15 protein-coding genes are annotated in these 18,187 nt (G+C 39.9%); 9 read left to right on the top strand and 6 right to left on the bottom strand.

What is annotated here, in order from left to right; genetic code table 11:
- Window positions 1–264: 264 nt before the first annotated feature.
- The 9 genes from GYY70_RS07735 to GYY70_RS07695 all read left to right on the top strand — a co-directional run bounded on the left by GYY70_RS07735 (window position 265) and on the right by GYY70_RS07695 (window position 11,734).
- Entirely contained in the window at window positions 265–1,452 is a 1,188-nt protein-coding gene (locus GYY70_RS07735; protein WP_174831968.1) for an acetylornithine/succinyldiaminopimelate transaminase, read from the top strand.
- 11 nt (window positions 1,453–1,463) lie between these two features.
- Window positions 1,464–2,180 carry an NAD-dependent deacylase gene (locus GYY70_RS07730; protein WP_174831967.1) on the top strand — a complete coding sequence of 239 codons (717 nt, stop codon included), beginning with the start codon at window positions 1,464–1,466 and terminating at the stop codon, window positions 2,178–2,180.
- A gap of 78 nt (window positions 2,181–2,258) precedes the next feature.
- Complete coding sequence (gene hemC, locus GYY70_RS07725; protein WP_174831966.1) at window positions 2,259–3,191, top strand: hydroxymethylbilane synthase; 933 nt, start codon at window positions 2,259–2,261, stop codon at window positions 3,189–3,191.
- A complete protein-coding gene (locus tag GYY70_RS07720) occupies window positions 3,188–3,916 on the top strand; it encodes a uroporphyrinogen-III synthase (RefSeq protein ID WP_084562007.1) in 729 nt (242 codons plus the stop codon). The genes hemC and GYY70_RS07720 overlap by 4 nt, the downstream gene beginning before the upstream one ends.
- A gap of 56 nt (window positions 3,917–3,972) precedes the next feature.
- Complete coding sequence (locus GYY70_RS07715; RefSeq protein ID WP_238791882.1) at window positions 3,973–5,352, top strand: uroporphyrinogen-III C-methyltransferase; 1,380 nt, start codon at window positions 3,973–3,975, stop codon at window positions 5,350–5,352.
- On the top strand, window positions 5,349–6,551 hold the full coding sequence (locus tag GYY70_RS07710) for a heme biosynthesis HemY N-terminal domain-containing protein (RefSeq protein ID WP_174831965.1): 1,203 nt from the start codon (window positions 5,349–5,351) through the stop codon (window positions 6,549–6,551). Before GYY70_RS07715 ends, GYY70_RS07710 begins: the two co-directional genes overlap by 4 nt.
- 60 nt (window positions 6,552–6,611) lie before the next feature.
- A complete protein-coding gene (gene hemE, locus GYY70_RS07705) occupies window positions 6,612–7,676 on the top strand; it encodes a uroporphyrinogen decarboxylase (protein ID WP_174831964.1) in 1,065 nt (354 codons plus the stop codon).
- Window positions 7,677–7,878: 202 nt separating this feature from the next.
- Window positions 7,879–9,372, top strand: coding sequence for a cardiolipin synthase (gene cls / locus GYY70_RS07700; RefSeq protein WP_084547349.1), 1,494 nt, complete (start codon window positions 7,879–7,881; stop codon window positions 9,370–9,372).
- Between the two features lie 265 nt (window positions 9,373–9,637).
- Window positions 9,638–11,734 carry a TonB-dependent receptor gene (locus tag GYY70_RS07695; protein ID WP_202984457.1) on the top strand — a complete coding sequence of 699 codons (2,097 nt, stop codon included), beginning with the start codon at window positions 9,638–9,640 and terminating at the stop codon, window positions 11,732–11,734.
- A gap of 76 nt (window positions 11,735–11,810) precedes the next feature.
- On the opposite strand, the gene GYY70_RS07690 is transcribed toward GYY70_RS07695, so the two are convergent.
- The 6 genes from GYY70_RS07690 to GYY70_RS07665 form a co-directional block, all read right to left on the bottom strand.
- Complete coding sequence (locus tag GYY70_RS07690; protein ID WP_174831963.1) at window positions 11,811–12,926, bottom strand: Tim44 domain-containing protein; 1,116 nt, start codon at window positions 12,924–12,926, stop codon at window positions 11,811–11,813.
- A gap of 498 nt (window positions 12,927–13,424) precedes the next feature.
- Window positions 13,425–14,066, bottom strand: coding sequence for a trimeric intracellular cation channel family protein (locus GYY70_RS07685; protein ID WP_174831962.1), 642 nt, complete (start codon window positions 14,064–14,066; stop codon window positions 13,425–13,427).
- Window position 14,067: 1 nt separating this feature from the next.
- Window positions 14,068–14,766, bottom strand: a complete 699-nt coding sequence (locus tag GYY70_RS07680; RefSeq protein WP_174831961.1) for a 16S rRNA pseudouridine(516) synthase — start codon at window positions 14,764–14,766, stop codon at window positions 14,068–14,070.
- Between the two features lie 37 nt (window positions 14,767–14,803).
- Window positions 14,804–16,261, bottom strand: a complete 1,458-nt coding sequence (locus GYY70_RS07675; protein ID WP_174831960.1) for a sodium:proton antiporter — start codon at window positions 16,259–16,261, stop codon at window positions 14,804–14,806.
- A 163-nt stretch (window positions 16,262–16,424) separates the two neighbouring features.
- Window positions 16,425–17,000 (bottom strand): DUF1415 domain-containing protein, encoded by a 576-nt coding sequence (locus GYY70_RS07670; protein WP_174831959.1) that lies wholly within the window; start codon window positions 16,998–17,000, stop codon window positions 16,425–16,427.
- 113 nt (window positions 17,001–17,113) lie between these two features.
- Window positions 17,114–17,596 (bottom strand): Lrp/AsnC family transcriptional regulator, encoded by a 483-nt coding sequence (locus GYY70_RS07665; protein ID WP_025331019.1) that lies wholly within the window; start codon window positions 17,594–17,596, stop codon window positions 17,114–17,116.
- Window positions 17,597–18,187 lie beyond the last annotated feature (591 nt).

Below are 18,187 nucleotides of genomic sequence, written 5' to 3'. Positions count from 1 at the left end.
TTAATCCATGGCTTGTGCTTGTATCTGTTTTAGTGAAAAGAATTTCAAATTTAATTATTAAGCGGCAAAAGATATTGATATATTTTGATTAAATAGCATACATATTTGAATTTATTATTATCTAAGTGGTAATCTTGTATTGTTTATACAAAATTTAGTTGTTTTGTGGCTATATTTTAATTCATCAGACTTTAATTCATGATTGCTGTAACAATATATAATTTTACAAATCAAATTATGTTTTTATAATAAATAGAGAGAAAAATGCACAACTACTTAACCCCGAATTTTACTTTTGCACCTATACTGCCGGATCATGCACAGGGCAGTCGGGTGTGGGATGATAATGGTCAGGAATATATAGATTTAGCCGGCGGTATTGCTGTTAATGCACTGGGGCATTGCCATCCTGCGTTAATTCAGGCACTGACTGCACAGGCACACAAGCTTTGGCATATTTCTAATATTTATACAACACAGCCGGCACAGGATTTGGCAAAAAGACTCGTAGATAATACCTTTGCCGAGCAAGTATTTTTCTGTAATTCCGGAGCAGAAGCCAATGAGGCTGCTTTCAAGCTGGCTCGCAAGTATGCACGAGATCATTTTGCCGGAACTGAAAAACATGAAATTATAGCTTGTGTAAACGGATTTCATGGACGTACTTTGTTTACGGTATCAGTAGGCGGGCAACCTAAATACAGCAATGATTTTGCACCTTTACCTACCGGAATTAAACATATTCCGTTTAATGATTCCTCAGCCATTGTGGCAGCTGTTAACGATAAAACCTGTGCAGTTGTCATTGAACCTATTCAGGGGGAAAGCGGAGTATTGCCGGCAACTGAAGAATTTTTGCAGGCAGCCAGAGAGGCTTGTGACCGGCATCAGGCTTTATTGATTTTTGATGAAGTACAAACAGGTATGGGGCGGACGGGAAAGCTGTTTGCCCATCAATATTATGATGTTCAGCCGGATATAGTTTCCAGCGCCAAAGCTTTGGGTTGTGGTATTCCTATTGGTGCAATGCTGACCAAAGCTCAGATAGGAAACAGTTTTACACCGGGCAGCCATGGCAGTACTTTTGGTGGTAATCCGTTGGCCTGTGCCGTCGGCTGTGCTGCATTTGATATTATTAATACACCGGAAACAATGCAGAATGTGCTTCAGCAAGGGAAAAAATTACAGGCAGGTTTGCAGGAACTTGCTGAATCAACTGGTGTATTTTCTCAGGTAAGGGGTCAGGGATTACTACTTGGCTGTGTTATGTCTGAGGCATATTCCGGAAAGGCTGCTCAGTTAATGCAATTGGCTTTACAACATGGTTTGCTGGTTTTGGTTGCCGGTAATAATGTCTTGCGTCTGGCTCCGAGTTTGTTATTGAGTGATGCTGATTTACAGGCAGGATTACAACGACTGAAAGCAGCGATTACGGCTTTTATACATATCTGATGATGGAATTTATGCCCAACTCAAACAGACAGCATATTGTTGTATTAACCGGATCCGGTATTAGTGCTGAAAGCGGTTTACAGACTTTTCGTAATCAGGGAGGTTTGTGGGAGGGTGAACGTGTAGAGGATGTGGCAACACCGGAGGCATTTAAGCGTCAGCCATTATATGTGCTTAATTTTTATAATCACCTAAGACGTCAGCTGCTAAAAACCGAACCCAATTCTGCTCATGTTGCTCTGAAACGTCTGGAAGATGGTTATGATGTAGATATAATTACTCAAAATGTAGATGATTTGCATGAGCGAGCCGGAAGTACTCATGTTTTACATTTACATGGTGAGTTATTAAAAGCCAGAAGCTGTGTTGATGAAAATTATATTGTGGATTGCCCGGGGGATCAGAAAGTAACAGATGTTGATGTTAATGGTTTTCCGTTGAGGCCGCATATTGTCTGGTTTGGTGAGGCAGTGCCTATGATTGAACAGGCTATACAAGTGATGCGTTCAGCTGATATTGCAATTATCATTGGCACTTCCTTGCAGGTTTATCCGGCCGCTGGTCTAATCCAGTTTATACCACCGAACGCTGAAATTTACCTTGTTGATCCCCAGCCGATTGATGGCTTGCAAAATGTACAGATTATTCGCGCACCGGCTCAGGCTGGTGTATCTGGTCTGGTTAATGAATTACTGCAACGTCCTGAAGCACATTCTTTATCCTGCTGATATGGGTGGTATATCAAAATCAAATTTTAGTTAGTGCTAAAATTTCTGTTCTGATTTTCTAGATTCTTGTAAATTAATATGACAAAAAATGATTTAGTCATTGCCAGCCGCGAGAGCACTTTGGCTATGTGGCAGGCTCATTATGTACAGCAATGTCTTCAGACTGCATATCCGGGGTTATCTGTTGAAATTCAGGGTATGACAACCCGGGGTGATCAGATATTGCATCAGTCTTTATCCAAAATAGGTGGTAAGGGATTATTTATAAAAGAGCTTGAGTTAGCCTTGCAAAAGGGAACAGCAGATATTGCTGTGCACTCTCTTAAAGATGTTCCTATGCAACTTCCGGATGGCTTTATCTTGGCAGCAATAACTGAGCGGGCTAATCCGTTTGATGCATTTGTTTCTCATCAGTTTAGCTGTTTGGCTGATTTACCGGCTAATGCCATAGTCGGAACTTCAAGTCTGCGTCGGGAAGCTCAGATTAGGTTGCTGTATCCTGATTTGCAGGTAAAGCCTCTGCGGGGTAATGTGCAAACACGTCTGGATAAACTTGACAGACAGGAATATGCTGCAATTATTCTTGCTGCAGCCGGTCTTGAGCGACTGGGTTTAGAGCAGCGAATTCAGTGTATATTATCTCCAGAAATATTGCTGCCAGCTGCTGGTCAGGGGGCGCTGGCTATAGAGGTTGCCGCTCATCGTGAGGACTTACTGACTTTATTACAACCATTACACCATCCTGTTACAGCAGCCTGTGTTGCTGCAGAACGCACTCTGGCACGTGTACTTGGTGGTAGCTGTCAGGTACCGCTGGCAGCGTATTGTACTGAAAAATCCGGCATGCTTGAGTTACGTGGTTTAGTGGCATCTGCAGATGGTGTAACAGTGTTGCGAGCCAGTGAAAAGGCAAATATTAGTGAAGCAGAGCAGCTGGGTCTGATGGTTGCACAGCAGCTAGCTGATCAAGGTGCGCAGCAGTTAATTAATGATGTTTTATCTATCCGATGAATACTTTACCATGTCTGGTGCTGATGCGTCCGCAGCTGGCAGCCACTGCCGATATAGACTGTTGCATTCGTTATGGCTGGCAACCTATTTTACTTGAATATCTGCAATTACAGACACAATCAGCGGCTTTAAACCGGCTATCTGGTCAAAGCCAGAGTCAGAATATTATTTTCTGGGTTAGCCCAAGTGCCGTACATATTGCTGCAAATTATGTTTCACGTTCTGATAAATTAATACATGTGGCAGTGGGTGCTGCTACGGCATCGGCATTATCCGGTTATGGATTTAAACAGATTGTTTATCCGGAAAACGGACATGATAGTGAAGCAGTTTTACATTTGCCTGTATGGCAGCAGCGTAAAGGTAAATTGCTATTTATTAGAGGTATAGGCGGCCGCGACTGGCTGATTAAGCAACTGCATCAATTAGGATGGCAAATTGAGGTAGCAGAAGTATATCAGCGAAATCCGGTACCTATAAACTGGTCAGTTATTTCAACACAGGCTGAACAGGGAAATTTGAAGGCAGTGTATATGACGACAACTGCCGCAGTTCAAGCGTGGTTTACTCAATTACCTCCGGATTTGTACGCAGTTAGCAAAAGCTTGTTATACTTAGTTCACCATCCGCGCATAGATGCCGCGTTAACCGGATATGGTGTCAAGACACTTCATGTTCCGGACTTATGTCGCGGACTGGCACTTTTGCATTCACGCAGCACCTGATGCTATTTTCTTCAGTAGTGCTGTTAACCTATTATATAAAGTAGGGAGTATACCGAATGAGTGAACAACAGAATGCACAGGCTGGCCAGCCTCCTGAACAGGAAAAGCAGCCATTGCTGGTGAATAAACAAGGCGAAGTTAGTGCTCCGCCCGAATCGGCTACTTCTGCGGTTACTGAAGCTACCAATAAAGATCTAAACACGACACATCAAACTATGAATTCCCAAAAAAACAACACAGTATCAGATGCTTCTGCATCTAGTATTCCTGTTCAGCCATCTCCGGCAAAACAGTCGCAATCCGGCTCAGGTAAGGGAATTGCTCTGGGCGCACTGGTATTATCATTACTGGCTCTGGGAGCCAGTGGGTTTTTATTTGTTGAGGGGCAGAATCAGCTTAAAAACCAGCAGCTACAATTTGATCAGAAAATTGACAATGCGGGGATTAGTGCCAGCAAAACTGCTGTTTCGATAGAAACCAGCCTGACACGCATTGATGAGTTAAGCCGTCAGTTGCAGGAAATTCAAACCCAGCAGAAAACTCAGGGTGATAATGTAGACCGGCTTACCCGTGCCTATCAGGAGCTGGTAAAAAATCGCACTGACTGGCTGGTTGATGAAATAGAAGCTACATTGAATCTTGCCTCTCAGCAGTTGCTGATTTCCGGTAATGTTCCTGTTGCAGTTAATGTACTTGAAAGTCTGGATGGCCGGCTGTCCCGCTTTGACCAGCCGCAATTGCTGCCTATCAAAAAGGCTATAAGCAGTGATTTGGAAAATCTGAAAAACCGGCCTTATCTGGATGTTGCCAGTGTTTCATTGCGTCTGAATCGTCTTGAGTCTGCTATAGCAGGTCTGCCGTTAGTAGTTGAAAGTCAGTTACAGCCCGGAGTGACAAGTAATACACCGGTGAATCCAAATGCTTCATGGTGGCAGCGTACATGGCAAAATACTTTGCACTCTTTACGCAGTATGGTCGAAGTGCGTCACATTAATCACAATGATTCAATGCTAATGTCGCCTGAACAGATATATTTTGTACGTGAAAATCTGCGGCTGCGATTGCTGGATGCACGTATTGCTCTGATTCAGCGCCGCGGAGAAGTCTATGTTGCTGATTTAAATGGTGCAGAAACTGCTGTTAAGCAATATTTTGACGGTGGTTCAGCAGCAACGCAGTCGTGGCTGAAAGAATTAACTCAGTTAAAGACACTTAACGTGCAAACTAGTCAGGACAATAGTCTGTCAGCCAGTCTGGCTGCTGTACGTGAATACCAGAATCAGTCTGGAATGGATATGTCAACGGCATTGCCGGATTTAAGTGCATCATCTGCCAGCAATGTACCGGTACATACCGAACAACAACAGGCTAGCCCTGTAAACAGTAATAATGCTTCTGCAGCGTCATCTTCCAGACAAGGAGACCATTCATTATGAGATCTCTATTATGGTTGATTGTTCTGTTTATTGTTGCAGTGGGTGTCGTACTGGGTGCGAAATATTACAGTGGTGATGTGTATATTGTAGTTGAGCAAACTCTGATACGTATCAATCTGCAGCTGTTTATTGGTCTTGTGCTGCTAACGGTAGTACTGTTGTATATATTTTTACGCATTATTATGGGTTTTGTGCATTTACCCGGTCACTGGCATCACTGGCGTATCAATCATCAGCGCCATCAGGTTGAAACAGCATTAAATCATGCCGGTTTAGCCTACTTTGAAGGTCGCTATCAGTTTGCTGAGCGTGAGGCTGAGCGGGTCTTACGTAATAAACAGGGGCAGCACAGTCGTGCTCTGGCCTTATTACTGGCTGCGCATAGTGCTGATCAGATGGATGACAGTACAACACGTGACCGTTATTTAGATGAAATTGCAAAGTTACCGGAAAAACAGCAGCTTTCCCGTTATTTGCTTCTGGCTCAATCAGCTTTATCTCAGCACAATGATCAGCAAGCCAGAAGTGCACTGGAAGCAGCAGCCAAAATCAATCCGAATTTAACCCAGCTTGTTAAGTTGCAGTTACGATATGACTGGGAAAAGCATGATGCTCAGGGTGTTTTGGAAGCTGTTGATAAATTAAGCCGCGCAGGAGCGTTAAGCGAAAGCGAACAGAATAATTACCAATACTGGGCTTATCGGCAGTTACTGGCAAATGTTAAAGAGCCGGGTGAGCTGAAAAGCAGTCTTAATTTGATTCCGGTAGATGAACGTGAAAGTACACTTAGTGCAAATATTGCAGAAAAATATCTTCAGCTAGGTATGTATACTCAGGCATTGAAATGGGTAAAAAAATATTATCCGCGCACTCATGATGCTTCACTATTACCTGCATTTAATCAGGCCAATCAATATCTAAGCAGTAAAGAACAGCAAAAAAATATGGTAACCGTTGATAAGTGGTTACAACAAAATCCGCAAGACCCGGACTTACTATTGTTGATGGGTGAGTTAAGTTATCAGCAACAACTGTGGGGAAAGGCAAAGACTTATCTCGAAGCCAGTTTGCAGGCCAGTAATAATAATGTAACCAGATTGTTATTAGCTAAAGTACTGGAGCAATCCGGTCAGAGCGAGGCTGCCGAGCAGCAACGTAATGAAATTCTGGCCACAATTGGTAATAATGATGAGTTGTAATTTTTAGTTTTTATTTAACAGGCAGTTGGTACTGTATGTACTAACTGCCTGAGGTTAATTATGGCAGTTTTACATAACGATACTTTTTTACGTGCTTTACTAAAGCAGCCGGTTGAATATACGCCGGTATGGTTAATGAGACAGGCTGGACGCTATTTACCGGAGTACAGAGAAACAAGAGCGAAAGCCGGCAGTTTTCTTGAACTTTGTCATAATCCAGAGCTGGCTACAGAGGTGACTCTTCAGCCATTGGAGCGTTTTGCACTGGATGCGGCTATCTTGTTTTCCGATATTCTCACTGTACCGGATGCAATGGGGCTCGGTTTGCATTTTGTCGAAGGTGAAGGACCTAAATTTACTCATCCGTTGCAGCATGAAAACGATGTGACACGTTTACAGGTTCCTGATATGAACCGTTTGCGCTATGTGTTCGATGCTGTTCATAGTATACGTAATGCTTTGAACGGTCGTGTACCGTTAATTGGTTTTTCTGGCAGTCCGTTTACACTAGCCTGTTATATGGTTGAAGGAGAAGGCAGTCGGGATTTTCGTTTATTGAAAACCATGCTTTATCAGCGACCGCAATTGTTACACCGGATACTGGATATTAATGCGCAGACTGTAACTGCTTATTTGAATGAACAGATAGCTGCAGGTGCACAGGCCGTACAGATTTTTGATACATGGGGCGGAATTCTCAGCGATAAAGCTTTTCAGGAGTTTGATTTACGCTATCTGCAACAGGTCATTTCAGGCTTACAGCGTGAAGCAGATGGTCGTCGGGTACCAGTCATTATATTTACTAAGGGCGGTGGCCAGTGGCTGGAACAATTAGCTGCACTGGGTGCTGATGCGTTAGGCGTGGACTGGACTGTCAATTTACAGCAGGCACGTCAGTTGGTCGGACAGCAGGTGGCATTACAGGGAAATCTTGACCCGCTGGCTCTATTTGGTGATTCAGAAAGTATTACAGACGAAGTTAAGCGTTTACTTGCTGCTTACGGAGCTGGTAGCGGACATGTATTTAATCTGGGTCATGGTATCAATCAATATACTAATCCGGAAATGGTGAAATGTGCAGTAGATGCGGTACATCGCATTTCTGCAGAATATCATCAGAATTAATTATTTGTATTTCAGAGAATATCAATCAATTCTGAAACAAATAATTGATGTGAATAATTACTTGCTATTTCTGGCAGTCACAGACTTAGTTTTCTGTACCTGCCAGAATTTTTTATCTGATATTTATCTCAATTCATTATATAGATTATTTATCCATTTATAATCTACTATATTCTAGACATTAAATAATTGGTTTACTTATATGTTACATGATATACCCTGGGCTGAAATTCTTGTTGTATTACATGTGATTGTGGTTACTGTTCTGGTAGTGAGGGTGTTATACCATCAGCGTAATACAGGAGTTTCCGTTGCTTGGATTCTGATGTTAATGGCTTTTCCTTTAGTCGGGGCTGTAGGCTACTTGTTAATTGGTGAACCCAGGCTGGGTTCACGCCGGCTACGTCGTCAGAATGAACTGGTGAAATTTTATCAGGGATTCAGTAATAAATATCTGCATAATTTCAATCAGCATGCTTGTAGTGGTCTGAATGAACGTTATCATGGTATCAGTTTGATTGCAGCCGATAAAACCGGATTTGAGGCTACCGAATACAATCACTTAAAACTTCTTACCAATGATGAAGAAATCATTGCTGCCATTCGGTATGATATTCAGCATGCGAAAACAAGCTGTTTACTGGCTTTTTATATTGTTGATCCGCAGGGAGAAATTATTGAACTGCTGAATGATGCTATTGCAGCAGCACAACGAGGTGTGGTTACCAGTATGCTGGTTGACAGTATTGGTAGTGTAAAATTCTGGCGTAGTGACTGGCCTCAGCGTTTACGCAATGCGGGTATTACATTGACTGAAGCTTTACCCGTTCAATTATGGCGCACTTTTCTTGTACGTGCAGATTTGCGTAACCATCGTAAAATTGCGGTTATAGATCAGAAAATTGGCTATACCGGCAGCTTTAATCTGGTCGACCCGCGTTTTTTCAAAAAAAATGCCGGTGTCGGACAATGGGTTGATGTGATGATGCGTTGTGAAGGAAGTCTGGTACAACCTCTGGCAGCAGTATTTGCCGGTGATATGGCAGTAGAAACTGAATCTAATTTAATGCAGGTACAGCAATGGGTAGACAGTTACGGTAAACAGGCGCTCATGCATAATCTGCAAGTTGCACAACAGGAACAAAGTGGTGTAGTGGTACAAGTGATTCCTTCAGCACCTGAGCAAGGCAGTCCGGTTATTTACGATACTATTGTTAATGCAATCCACGCCGCTACACGACGTATTATTATTACGACGCCTTATTTTGTTCCGGATGATGCTTTGCTGCTGGCTTTAACTACGGCTGCTACCAGGGGAGTGGATGTAACTCTGATAGTACCGGAAGCAGTGGATTCAATGCTGGTGAAATATGCTTCACGTGCATATTATCCAAGACTATTACAGGCTGGGGTGAAAATTGCTTTGTTTAAGGGTGGGCTGTTACATGCTAAAACTTTAACTGTAGATAGTGATTACACTTTGTTTGGCACTGTAAATATGGATATGCGGAGTTTTTATCTCAATATGGAAATTAGTCTGGCTATTTATGATGAAAGTATGACTGAAACAGTAGTGGCGTTACAGAGCACTTATTTGAAAGCTTGTGAATATATCGAACTGAAAACATGGCAGGCTCGTTCAAAGTGGTGGGGGCTGGTGGAGAATACAGTGCGTTTGGTTGGTCCATTGTTATAAATTTCAATAATGAAAAAGCTGCCGGCTGAAAACCGGCAGTTTTTTTACCTGATTATTTTTCTATCAGCGTTGAAAAAAGTATTTTCAGAATGTGATGTTTTAAAATATTAATAAGATAATATTATGTTTAGGAAAATATAAATTAATCTACAAGCCATATATTTAATAGTTTATTGACAGTAAATATTCATAAATGTTATCTGTCATGATTGGTTAATTTTATAATAATTTTATATTAATATTTTTAATTTTAAGAATAGTAGTTATGATACATACACATCTGAAAATATTAGTTCTGTCACTGACAGCGCTGCCATTTATGGCTTATGCCAATGATAAAAAAGATGAAGCAGATTTGCCGGATATCGAAGTTACTGCTTTACGCACTAATTCAAAATGGCTAAATACTACAGCTTCTGTTTATACTATAAATGCAAATACACTCAAAAATACGCCTAAAACTAATATCTCTGACGCTTTGAAAGCTATTCCGGGTTTACAAGCTCTCGAAAGAGAAAATTATGCTCAGGATATGCAAATATCCATGAGAGGTTTTGGTGCCCGTTCGACATTCGGTGTTCGCGGAATCAGGATTTATGTTGATGGAATTCCGTCTTCTATGCCTGATGGACAGGGGCAGACATCCAATATTGATTTAAATTCTCTGGAGAAAATTGAGGTACTTGGCGGACCTTTTTCTTCTTTATATGGTAACTCTTCTGGAGGAACTATTCTCGCGACAACCCGTGAGGGAACAGGTAATCCAAGTGTCAGTGTTGGTTTTAACACGGCGCGTTTTGCTAAGCAGCAAACTTCATTTCAGTTACAAGGCGGAAGTAAAGCGGCGAGTTTACCTGCATATAATATAAGTTCAAATTACTTTGATACCAATGGTTACAGGGAACATAGCGACGCAAGAAAAGTCCTCAATAACGCAAAATTTACTTGGGATTTAAATGATGGCAGTACATTGAATTGGGTACTTAATCAGGTTCGTATCCGTGCTGCTGATCCCGGAGGACTGACACGTAAACAGTGGCAAGAAAATCCGCGTCAGGTAGCTCAGAATGTCAGAGATTATAATATGCGTAAAGAAATTGATCAGAGTCAGACCGGTCTGACGTGGGATAAATCAATCAATGAGCATAACAGTTTATATGCTATGGCGTATGCTGGCAGGCGTCACGTTGTGCAGTACCAGTCAATTCCGGCTAAAGCTCAGACAGCTCCTAAACATGCCGGAGGTGTTATCGATTTTACCCGTCATTATTATGGAACCGATATTCGCTGGCTGAATACAAATACAATACCTAATCTAACTTTGATTGGAGGTGTGGCGTTTGATAAGGAAAATGAGGATCGGCAGGGTTATAATAATTTTAGTGGTGCGCATTTAGGGATTAAAGGAAAATTACGCCGTGATGAGGATAATACCTTATGGAATTTAGATCCTTATATTCAGTTTTCATGGAAATTTTTACCTGAATGGCATTTGGATGGCGGGTTACGCTATAGCAATGTGCATTTCAGAACACGTGATCATTATCTGGCTAATGGTGATGATAGTAGTAGTATGCGATACCATAAACTGTTGCCCGGTATTTCACTAGGCTGGAACTTTAGTAATCAGGCAGCTGCCTATGTTGCTTATGGTAAAGGTTTTGAAACACCGACATTTACTGAAATGGCATACAGACCGGATGGACAGGCTGGTTTTAATCGTAATCTTAAGCCTTCTAGCAATGATACAGTTGAAGCAGGACTAAAATTTGAACAGCCGTGGGGCCAACTGACAGCTACAATTTTTCATACTGAAACTCACAATGATATTGTTTCTGCGGTTTCATCTGGCGGCAGAAGTACGTTTCGTAATGCTGACCGGACGAAAAGATATGGTAGTGAATTAGCTTGGCAAAAGAAGTTGTGGCAGGATTTACAAGTTCAGGCGAGTTATTCCTATGTGGATGCGAAGTTTGATAGTGAAATAGCAGCACAAGGTAAAGCAGCCGCTGTTAGCAAAGGTAATAAAATTCCGGGAGTTGCTCAAAACCAGTTTTATTTAGGATTTCAATGGCAACCTAAGCAAGGATGGCAGGGGGGGATGGATATCCGTTATATGGATAAAATATATGTTAATGACAGTAACAGTGATTATGAACCTGCTTATGCTCTTGCTTCAGCGAATATCGGTTATGAATGGGTTCATCGTGGCTGGACAGTAAGCAGCTATGCACGTATAGATAATATATTTAATCGCCGTTATGCTGGATCTGTGATAGTCAATGATAGTAATGAGCGATATTTTGAACCATCACCTAAACGTACTTTCAGTACCGGAATTAATATTCGTAAAATGTTCTGATTGAAAAAAAGCACTGATATTTCAGTGCTTTTTAATATTTAAATATAATTGCTAGTTAAATATATGCAAGTGAGAATTAATCCTGTTGTATACCGGCAATCAGCCAATCCTGCTGACTACCCATAGGTTTAACAAAATGCCATACTTCACTGAATGGTTGCTGTGCACTACCCAGCTCTTCACTCACTAAACCACTAAAACGTACACTGGCAATATACTGACCATTTTCCTGAGTGCTATCTACCAGTTCGGCATTAAGATTACTGAATTCAGCAGTTTCATGATTATTTATAATATCATTACGGATATCTGCGAACATATCTGAAGTAAAGTAACGGCGGATTTCTTCCAGATTTGAGGCATTGTTCATTGACTGAACATGATTAAAACGCTGACGTGCGAAACGCAGAAATGCGTCTGGATTACTTCCGTCTGCCATGCCAGATAAATTGTTTGTCATTAAATTATTATTGCTTCCAATATTTTGTCCGAAAATATTGGTACTACTACTGTTGCTATTATTGTTTAATGAAGTGAAATTATTAGGCTTGGTATTTCCGGCATAAGGTATATTTGACTGATTATTCCTTTTAGCGGCAAAACGACGGTAAAGATAAACACCACCAAATACAATAATAAGTAACCATAACCAGCTAAAGCCACTTTTAGGTTCCGGTAGTGATTGTTGCTGTACCTGTGGCTGATCAGAATTGGTAGATTGAGTAGCGGCTGCATTATTACTATCAGTAGCATTCTCACTATAATTACCATCAGGATTTGTCACAGGTGCATTGGTTTGTTGCTGGTTATGATTAGCCATTGCATGACCTGCAAGTGCCCCAATAGCGGCACCAGCTACACCCGCACCAATTACCCGACCGGTATTGCTACCGCGCGGCTGTGTCTGACCAGAATAATTGTTCTGATTATCAGAGCGATAATCGTTACGTCCGGAGTTAGAGTAAGAACGTGACATACCTGCATTATTGCCACCGCCAAGTCGGCTGGAAGAAGAGTTAGCATAGCTGCCGCGATTGGATTGGTAGGATGAGCCAGAATAAGAGCTGGAGTAACTTGAGCGGGACATTCCACGGTTACCGCCACCGCCAACTCGTTTGGCTTCAGCCAGGGGACTCAGTGTCAGGCTGAGAATAACTGCAGAAGCAATATAACGTAATTTTCTATTTTCCATCACTTGGATACTTTCTTATCTATAATATTAAAACTAACTTTACCGTACATAGCGCTGAAAAATAAGATTTCAAGCAAAGAAATAGTTATTATTTAATCTCTTTTACGGTTTTATGGTTGCTTTTGCAAATAAAAGACAGCATTGTAGCGCATGAAAGAATGATAGTCATATTGGGTTATCAAAATATTTATCATTAAATCATAGTATGAGTTCAGAAGAAGATTAATAAAATAGTGATAATTTATCAGAACTAATATTTTGTTTGTATTTATCAAAATACAAAATAGCTTCTTCTATCGGTAGAAATGACTGATAAAAATTGCAGATAAAAAGAACCCTCTGTGCCAAGGGGAGAAGCAGCAGAGGGCCAAAATAATGTTTCGACAAGAGAATACTGAAAAACCATTTTAAATCTTTAGTTTATACGCTTGTAGCTGCGTATGAACATCATCTTAATGACTTAGACTGTTTTTTGCAGCGAAAGTTCTTGTAGTTTTGTTATATTTTGTAATTTTTCTTCTTTTGAAATCCCGGCAGGGTAATGTTGTAATGATAAGCGAGTAAACGGCTGAGTACACCACCAATAAACAGCAAATTAATACTTAATGGTGTAACCATTTTCCAGAGATCCAGCAGGCACAGAAGTAAGCCAAGTAAAATAGCAATGGTACCGTAAATATCACTACGTAAAATAATGGGTACTTCGTTTACCAGTATGTCGCGCAGTATCCCACCGCCTACAGCTGTTACAAATGCCAGTGTAATTACACCAAACCAGTTTAATTCAAGATCCAGACCAACTTGTGCACCAGTCAGACTGAATGCTGCCAGCCCAAGAGCATCTGCAACAACAAACCATACCGCAAGTACACGATGACGATGATATTGTAAATGGCACACCCATGATATTACTAATGTAATAAAAATAGTCCACAATGCTGTATTACTTTTAAAAATCATAGGAATGTGACCGACCAATGCATCACGCATCATGCCGCCGCCTACGGCAGTAAGTAAAGCTACAATGACCACCCCAAGAATATCAAGTCTTTTGCGAAAACCAACCAGATAACCTGATACGGCAAAAGCGACTGTTCCGATAATATTGATTAGTTGGAAAATAATATCTGTATTAAGCATGTTATATTAAGCCGGACTCAGGTTGAAAAAAACGCCATCCGCCAGCAGGTAAATCTTCAGTCTGCCATAGTCCGAAAGCGCTGCGATGCAAGGCAGTAACACGATTGCCGGCTGCAGCTATCATCCGTTTTACCTGGTGGTATTTACCTGAAGTAATGGTAAGCTGTAAGGTATGCGGATCAATTAACTCAGCGGCCTGTGCAGTTACCGTTTCGTTATCATCGTGTAACAAGACCCCGTTTTTTAAAATAATACATAGTTTTTCGTCTGCAGCATGCTTCAAACTAACACGATAAATTTTTGGAAGTTTATGTTTTGGTGACGTGCAACGGTGATTAAACTGACCATCGTTAGTCAGGATTAATACGCCGGTTGTATCTGCATCTAACCTGCCTACAGCCTGCATGTCCAGATGACGCAATGGCTCTGGTAATAAACTAAAAACACTCGGATAAAATTGTGGTTTATGCGAAGTTTCATAATCAGCGGGTTTATTGAGCAGAATATAAAAATAAGGAAGAGGTACTGGAATCAGACTCACGTCATCAATATATAAACTGCTTACCGCTTTCGGGTCGATATCCATTTGAGCATGATTGCAGAGCGTATCATTAATTCGTACAGCATCGTCGTCAATTAATGCCTGACATTGCTTGCGACTGCCCAAACCTTGTGCTTGCAGGTATTTCAATAATTGCATAACTAAATAAACCTTAATGGCCGGCTATTCCGATAAGTTAAAAAAACAATAAAGTATCCAGTAAAAAAACCGGAATAAGCAGAGTAACAGACCAACCCATGTAGCCAAAAAAGCTTGGCATAGTAATTCGGTGTTGCTCGGCAATAGATTTAACCATGAGATTAGGAGCATTACCAATATAACTGAGCGCCCCCATGAATACTGAACCCATAGAAACCGCCATTAATGTAGAAGGTAAATGTTGCATTAGTAAAGCAGCATCACCTCCAGCAAGATTGTAAAACACCAGATAGGTAGGCGCATTATCCAGGAAGCCAGATAATAAACCACATAGCCAGAAATAGAGAGTGTTTACTGGTTCTCCATTTTGCTCAATTAAATTTATCAGTATTCCGAAACTTCCTGACTCTCCGAGTTGTAATATAGCCATTACAGGAGCAATAGTTATGAAAATTCCGATAAATAATTTACCTACTTCAATCATTGGTGCCCAGTTAAAGTCATTTTGTCTGCGTAATTTCGTTGGTGTTAATTTTAGCGAGCATAAAGTAATGATGAGCAGTAAACCATCACGTATCCATGCAACTAAACTGGTTTCAATTCCGTAAATATTCCATACCGGTAAATTTTTACATAATCCGGAAATCAATATTACTCCAGTAACTGCAAATAATAACAATAAGTTGGCTTTACCCTGCATAGACCATGAAGAAATACTGTTCTGAACTTTATCATTGGTAATAATTTCACGTTGCCATAAATAGTAATCAATACAAAAGAAAATAAATATTAAAATCAGAGTATTAATAATTACGGGTAAAAGCATGTGAACGAATGTCCACTGAAAACCAACACCTTTTAGAAAACCCAGAAATAATGGCGGGTCTCCAAGCGGGGTTAATCCGCCACCGATATTGGCCACTAGAAAAATAAAAAATACCACAAGATGAGTTCGATAGCGTCGCTGTGCATTGGCCCGCAATAAAGGGCGGATAAATAGCATGGCAGCACCAGTTGTGCCCATGATTCCGGCCAGAAGTGTACCTGCTGCCAGAATCAGTACATTGAGTTTTACACTACCATTACCATTATGCTGAATAAGAATACCACCGGAAAGTGTATATAAAGCCAGTAGTAAAAGCATAAATGGAATATATTCCTGTAACAATGCATGTATGGTAATAGATAAACCAGCTGAAACGTTATAGTAGCAGCTCAGAGGTATCAGAAATGCAGCACACCATACACCGATAATTTTTCCACTATGACTATGCCATTTTTTAGGTATCAATATCGGACACAAAGCTATAGATAAAAGCAAACCGATAAAAGGAAAGCACCACCATAAACTCAATTCATGACCAGGTAAGCCGGCAGCCAGTACAGGAAATGGTAATAAACTAAAGATAAATAAAAGTATTAATTGCAGTATTCGATTGCTTTGCTTTAATAAAGAAAAGGCAAACGGTACAACAAAAGGGTTAACTGGCGTCATTCTTGATAGTTTACTATTTAAGCAAATAGAGATTTTAACAATAATTTCGTCTGGTGTTAAAAAAGTAAACTCGATAAAAAGTGAACTATTAATAAAAGATTTAGCATGATAGTTCAGAGGAACGATTCGAATTTTACAGTTTGATATGAAGTTTAAGATTAATCTATTTTGATTTTTGCAACGGGTATTTGATTGCTAATTTTGTCCAGCCTTCCATTCCCATTTCCCGTAACAATGCTTTGTTACGTTCATATATAGTTGCAGCATCAGGAAATGCCGCAATTGCTTGATCAATACTACTTTCACGTATCAAGTGTAAAATAGGATAGGGGCTGCGATTAGTATAGTTACTGATATCATCCTTAGATTCATCAGCAAACTGAAATTCAGGATGAAAAGGAGCTATTTGTATGATGCCATTTGCTCCAATCTCCTGAAGTACATCTTCTGCTAAAGTCACAGCATCCAGAAACGTCTCAAAATCTGTAAATAATGAAGGTTCGATAATTAAAGTGGTTTCTGTTTCGTGTGCCGGCGTTTGTAACAGCAGCTGAATTTCTTGCTCTATGAATTCCAGAAATGCATCAAGATGTCTGGCATGGCTTATGCTAAACCGCAATCTTTTTAAATTGTAGGGTTTTCTGGCAAAAGGGCAAAGATTAAGTCCGATTACTGCCTGTTCCAGCCAGTGGCGACAAATAGCAATAATTTCTTCATCCTGATTATAAATGACAGACATAAGTATTTATCAATATAGATAACAGACGCTCAAGCGTAGCATGAATTCTTAAACAATTAAAACATTCTTTACTATCAGCTTATTAAAACTAATTTTGGCTATTTATGAGTTTTTTAGCCTACATTTAAATGTTCCAGAGGTAATGAAGTAGTTGTTTTAATCTCTTTCAGTACAAAGCTGGATTTGGCATCTTCCACTCCTGGAGTTGCCAGTAAAGTTTCCAGTACGAAGTGTGAAAAAGCATTCATATCTGAGAAAAAAGCCTGAAGAATATAATCAGATTCACCAGTGAGTGCAAAACAATTAAGCACCTGAGGCCAGCTTTGAACAGCAAGAGTAAACTCATCACGGGACTGTTTACTTTTATTAACTCTAACCCGAATAAATGCCTGCAAACCCAGTTCTACATGATAAGGGTCCAGAAGAGCTGCATAACGGCGAATAATCCCCGATTCTTCAAGCTGCTTTAACCTGCGCAGACATGGCGATGGTGATAAAGCTACTCGCTCGGATAGCTCAACATTAGTAAGACGACCATTATCTTGTAAAACTTGCAGGATTTTCAGGTCGGTTTTATCTAAAAAACTTATTGCCATGATACAAAGATCCTGAGGATTATTGTCGCAGCGATGAAACAGGCGGCGATAATAAATTAAAATTAAAGTTAAAGTTTATACAATTTATAAAATTGCACTTAATTACACAAATCTAGGTTATTTTGACATTAATTTAAAATTAATACTAGTTATTCCAAATGCTTTTTAAATATCTAATCCCCTTATTACTATAAAAAATGTTGATACTATTCTATTTTCTCGAAATATATTATTCAGTTTAAAGTTGTAATATCTATATATTATTGCTAATTGAAGTTTACACGGATAATAACCATTAAATGCAATAATTAAAATGATATTGTTTAAACTATTGATTAATATAACTATTTTATCTATAGGTGATATTTATTCATTTTTTTGTAGGTTTATATACTCAATTTATTAACGGTTTATTTTTAATAAGTTAATAATTAATAATAACTATATAATGAATAAAGTGATATTATCCAGAAGTTTAAATTACTGCAAATCTGAAAAACTATAATTACATTGAGAGGTATAATAAATAAAATACATAATATAACAAATTTTAAAATATTTTGTTTAACCCTTATTTGAAATAACCAGATT

Source organism: Snodgrassella sp. ESL0324 (assembly GCF_013344955.1).
Classification (GTDB): Bacteria; Pseudomonadota; Gammaproteobacteria; order Burkholderiales; family Neisseriaceae; genus Snodgrassella; species Snodgrassella alvi.
This window is presented reverse-complemented; position numbering and strand designations above follow the sequence as displayed.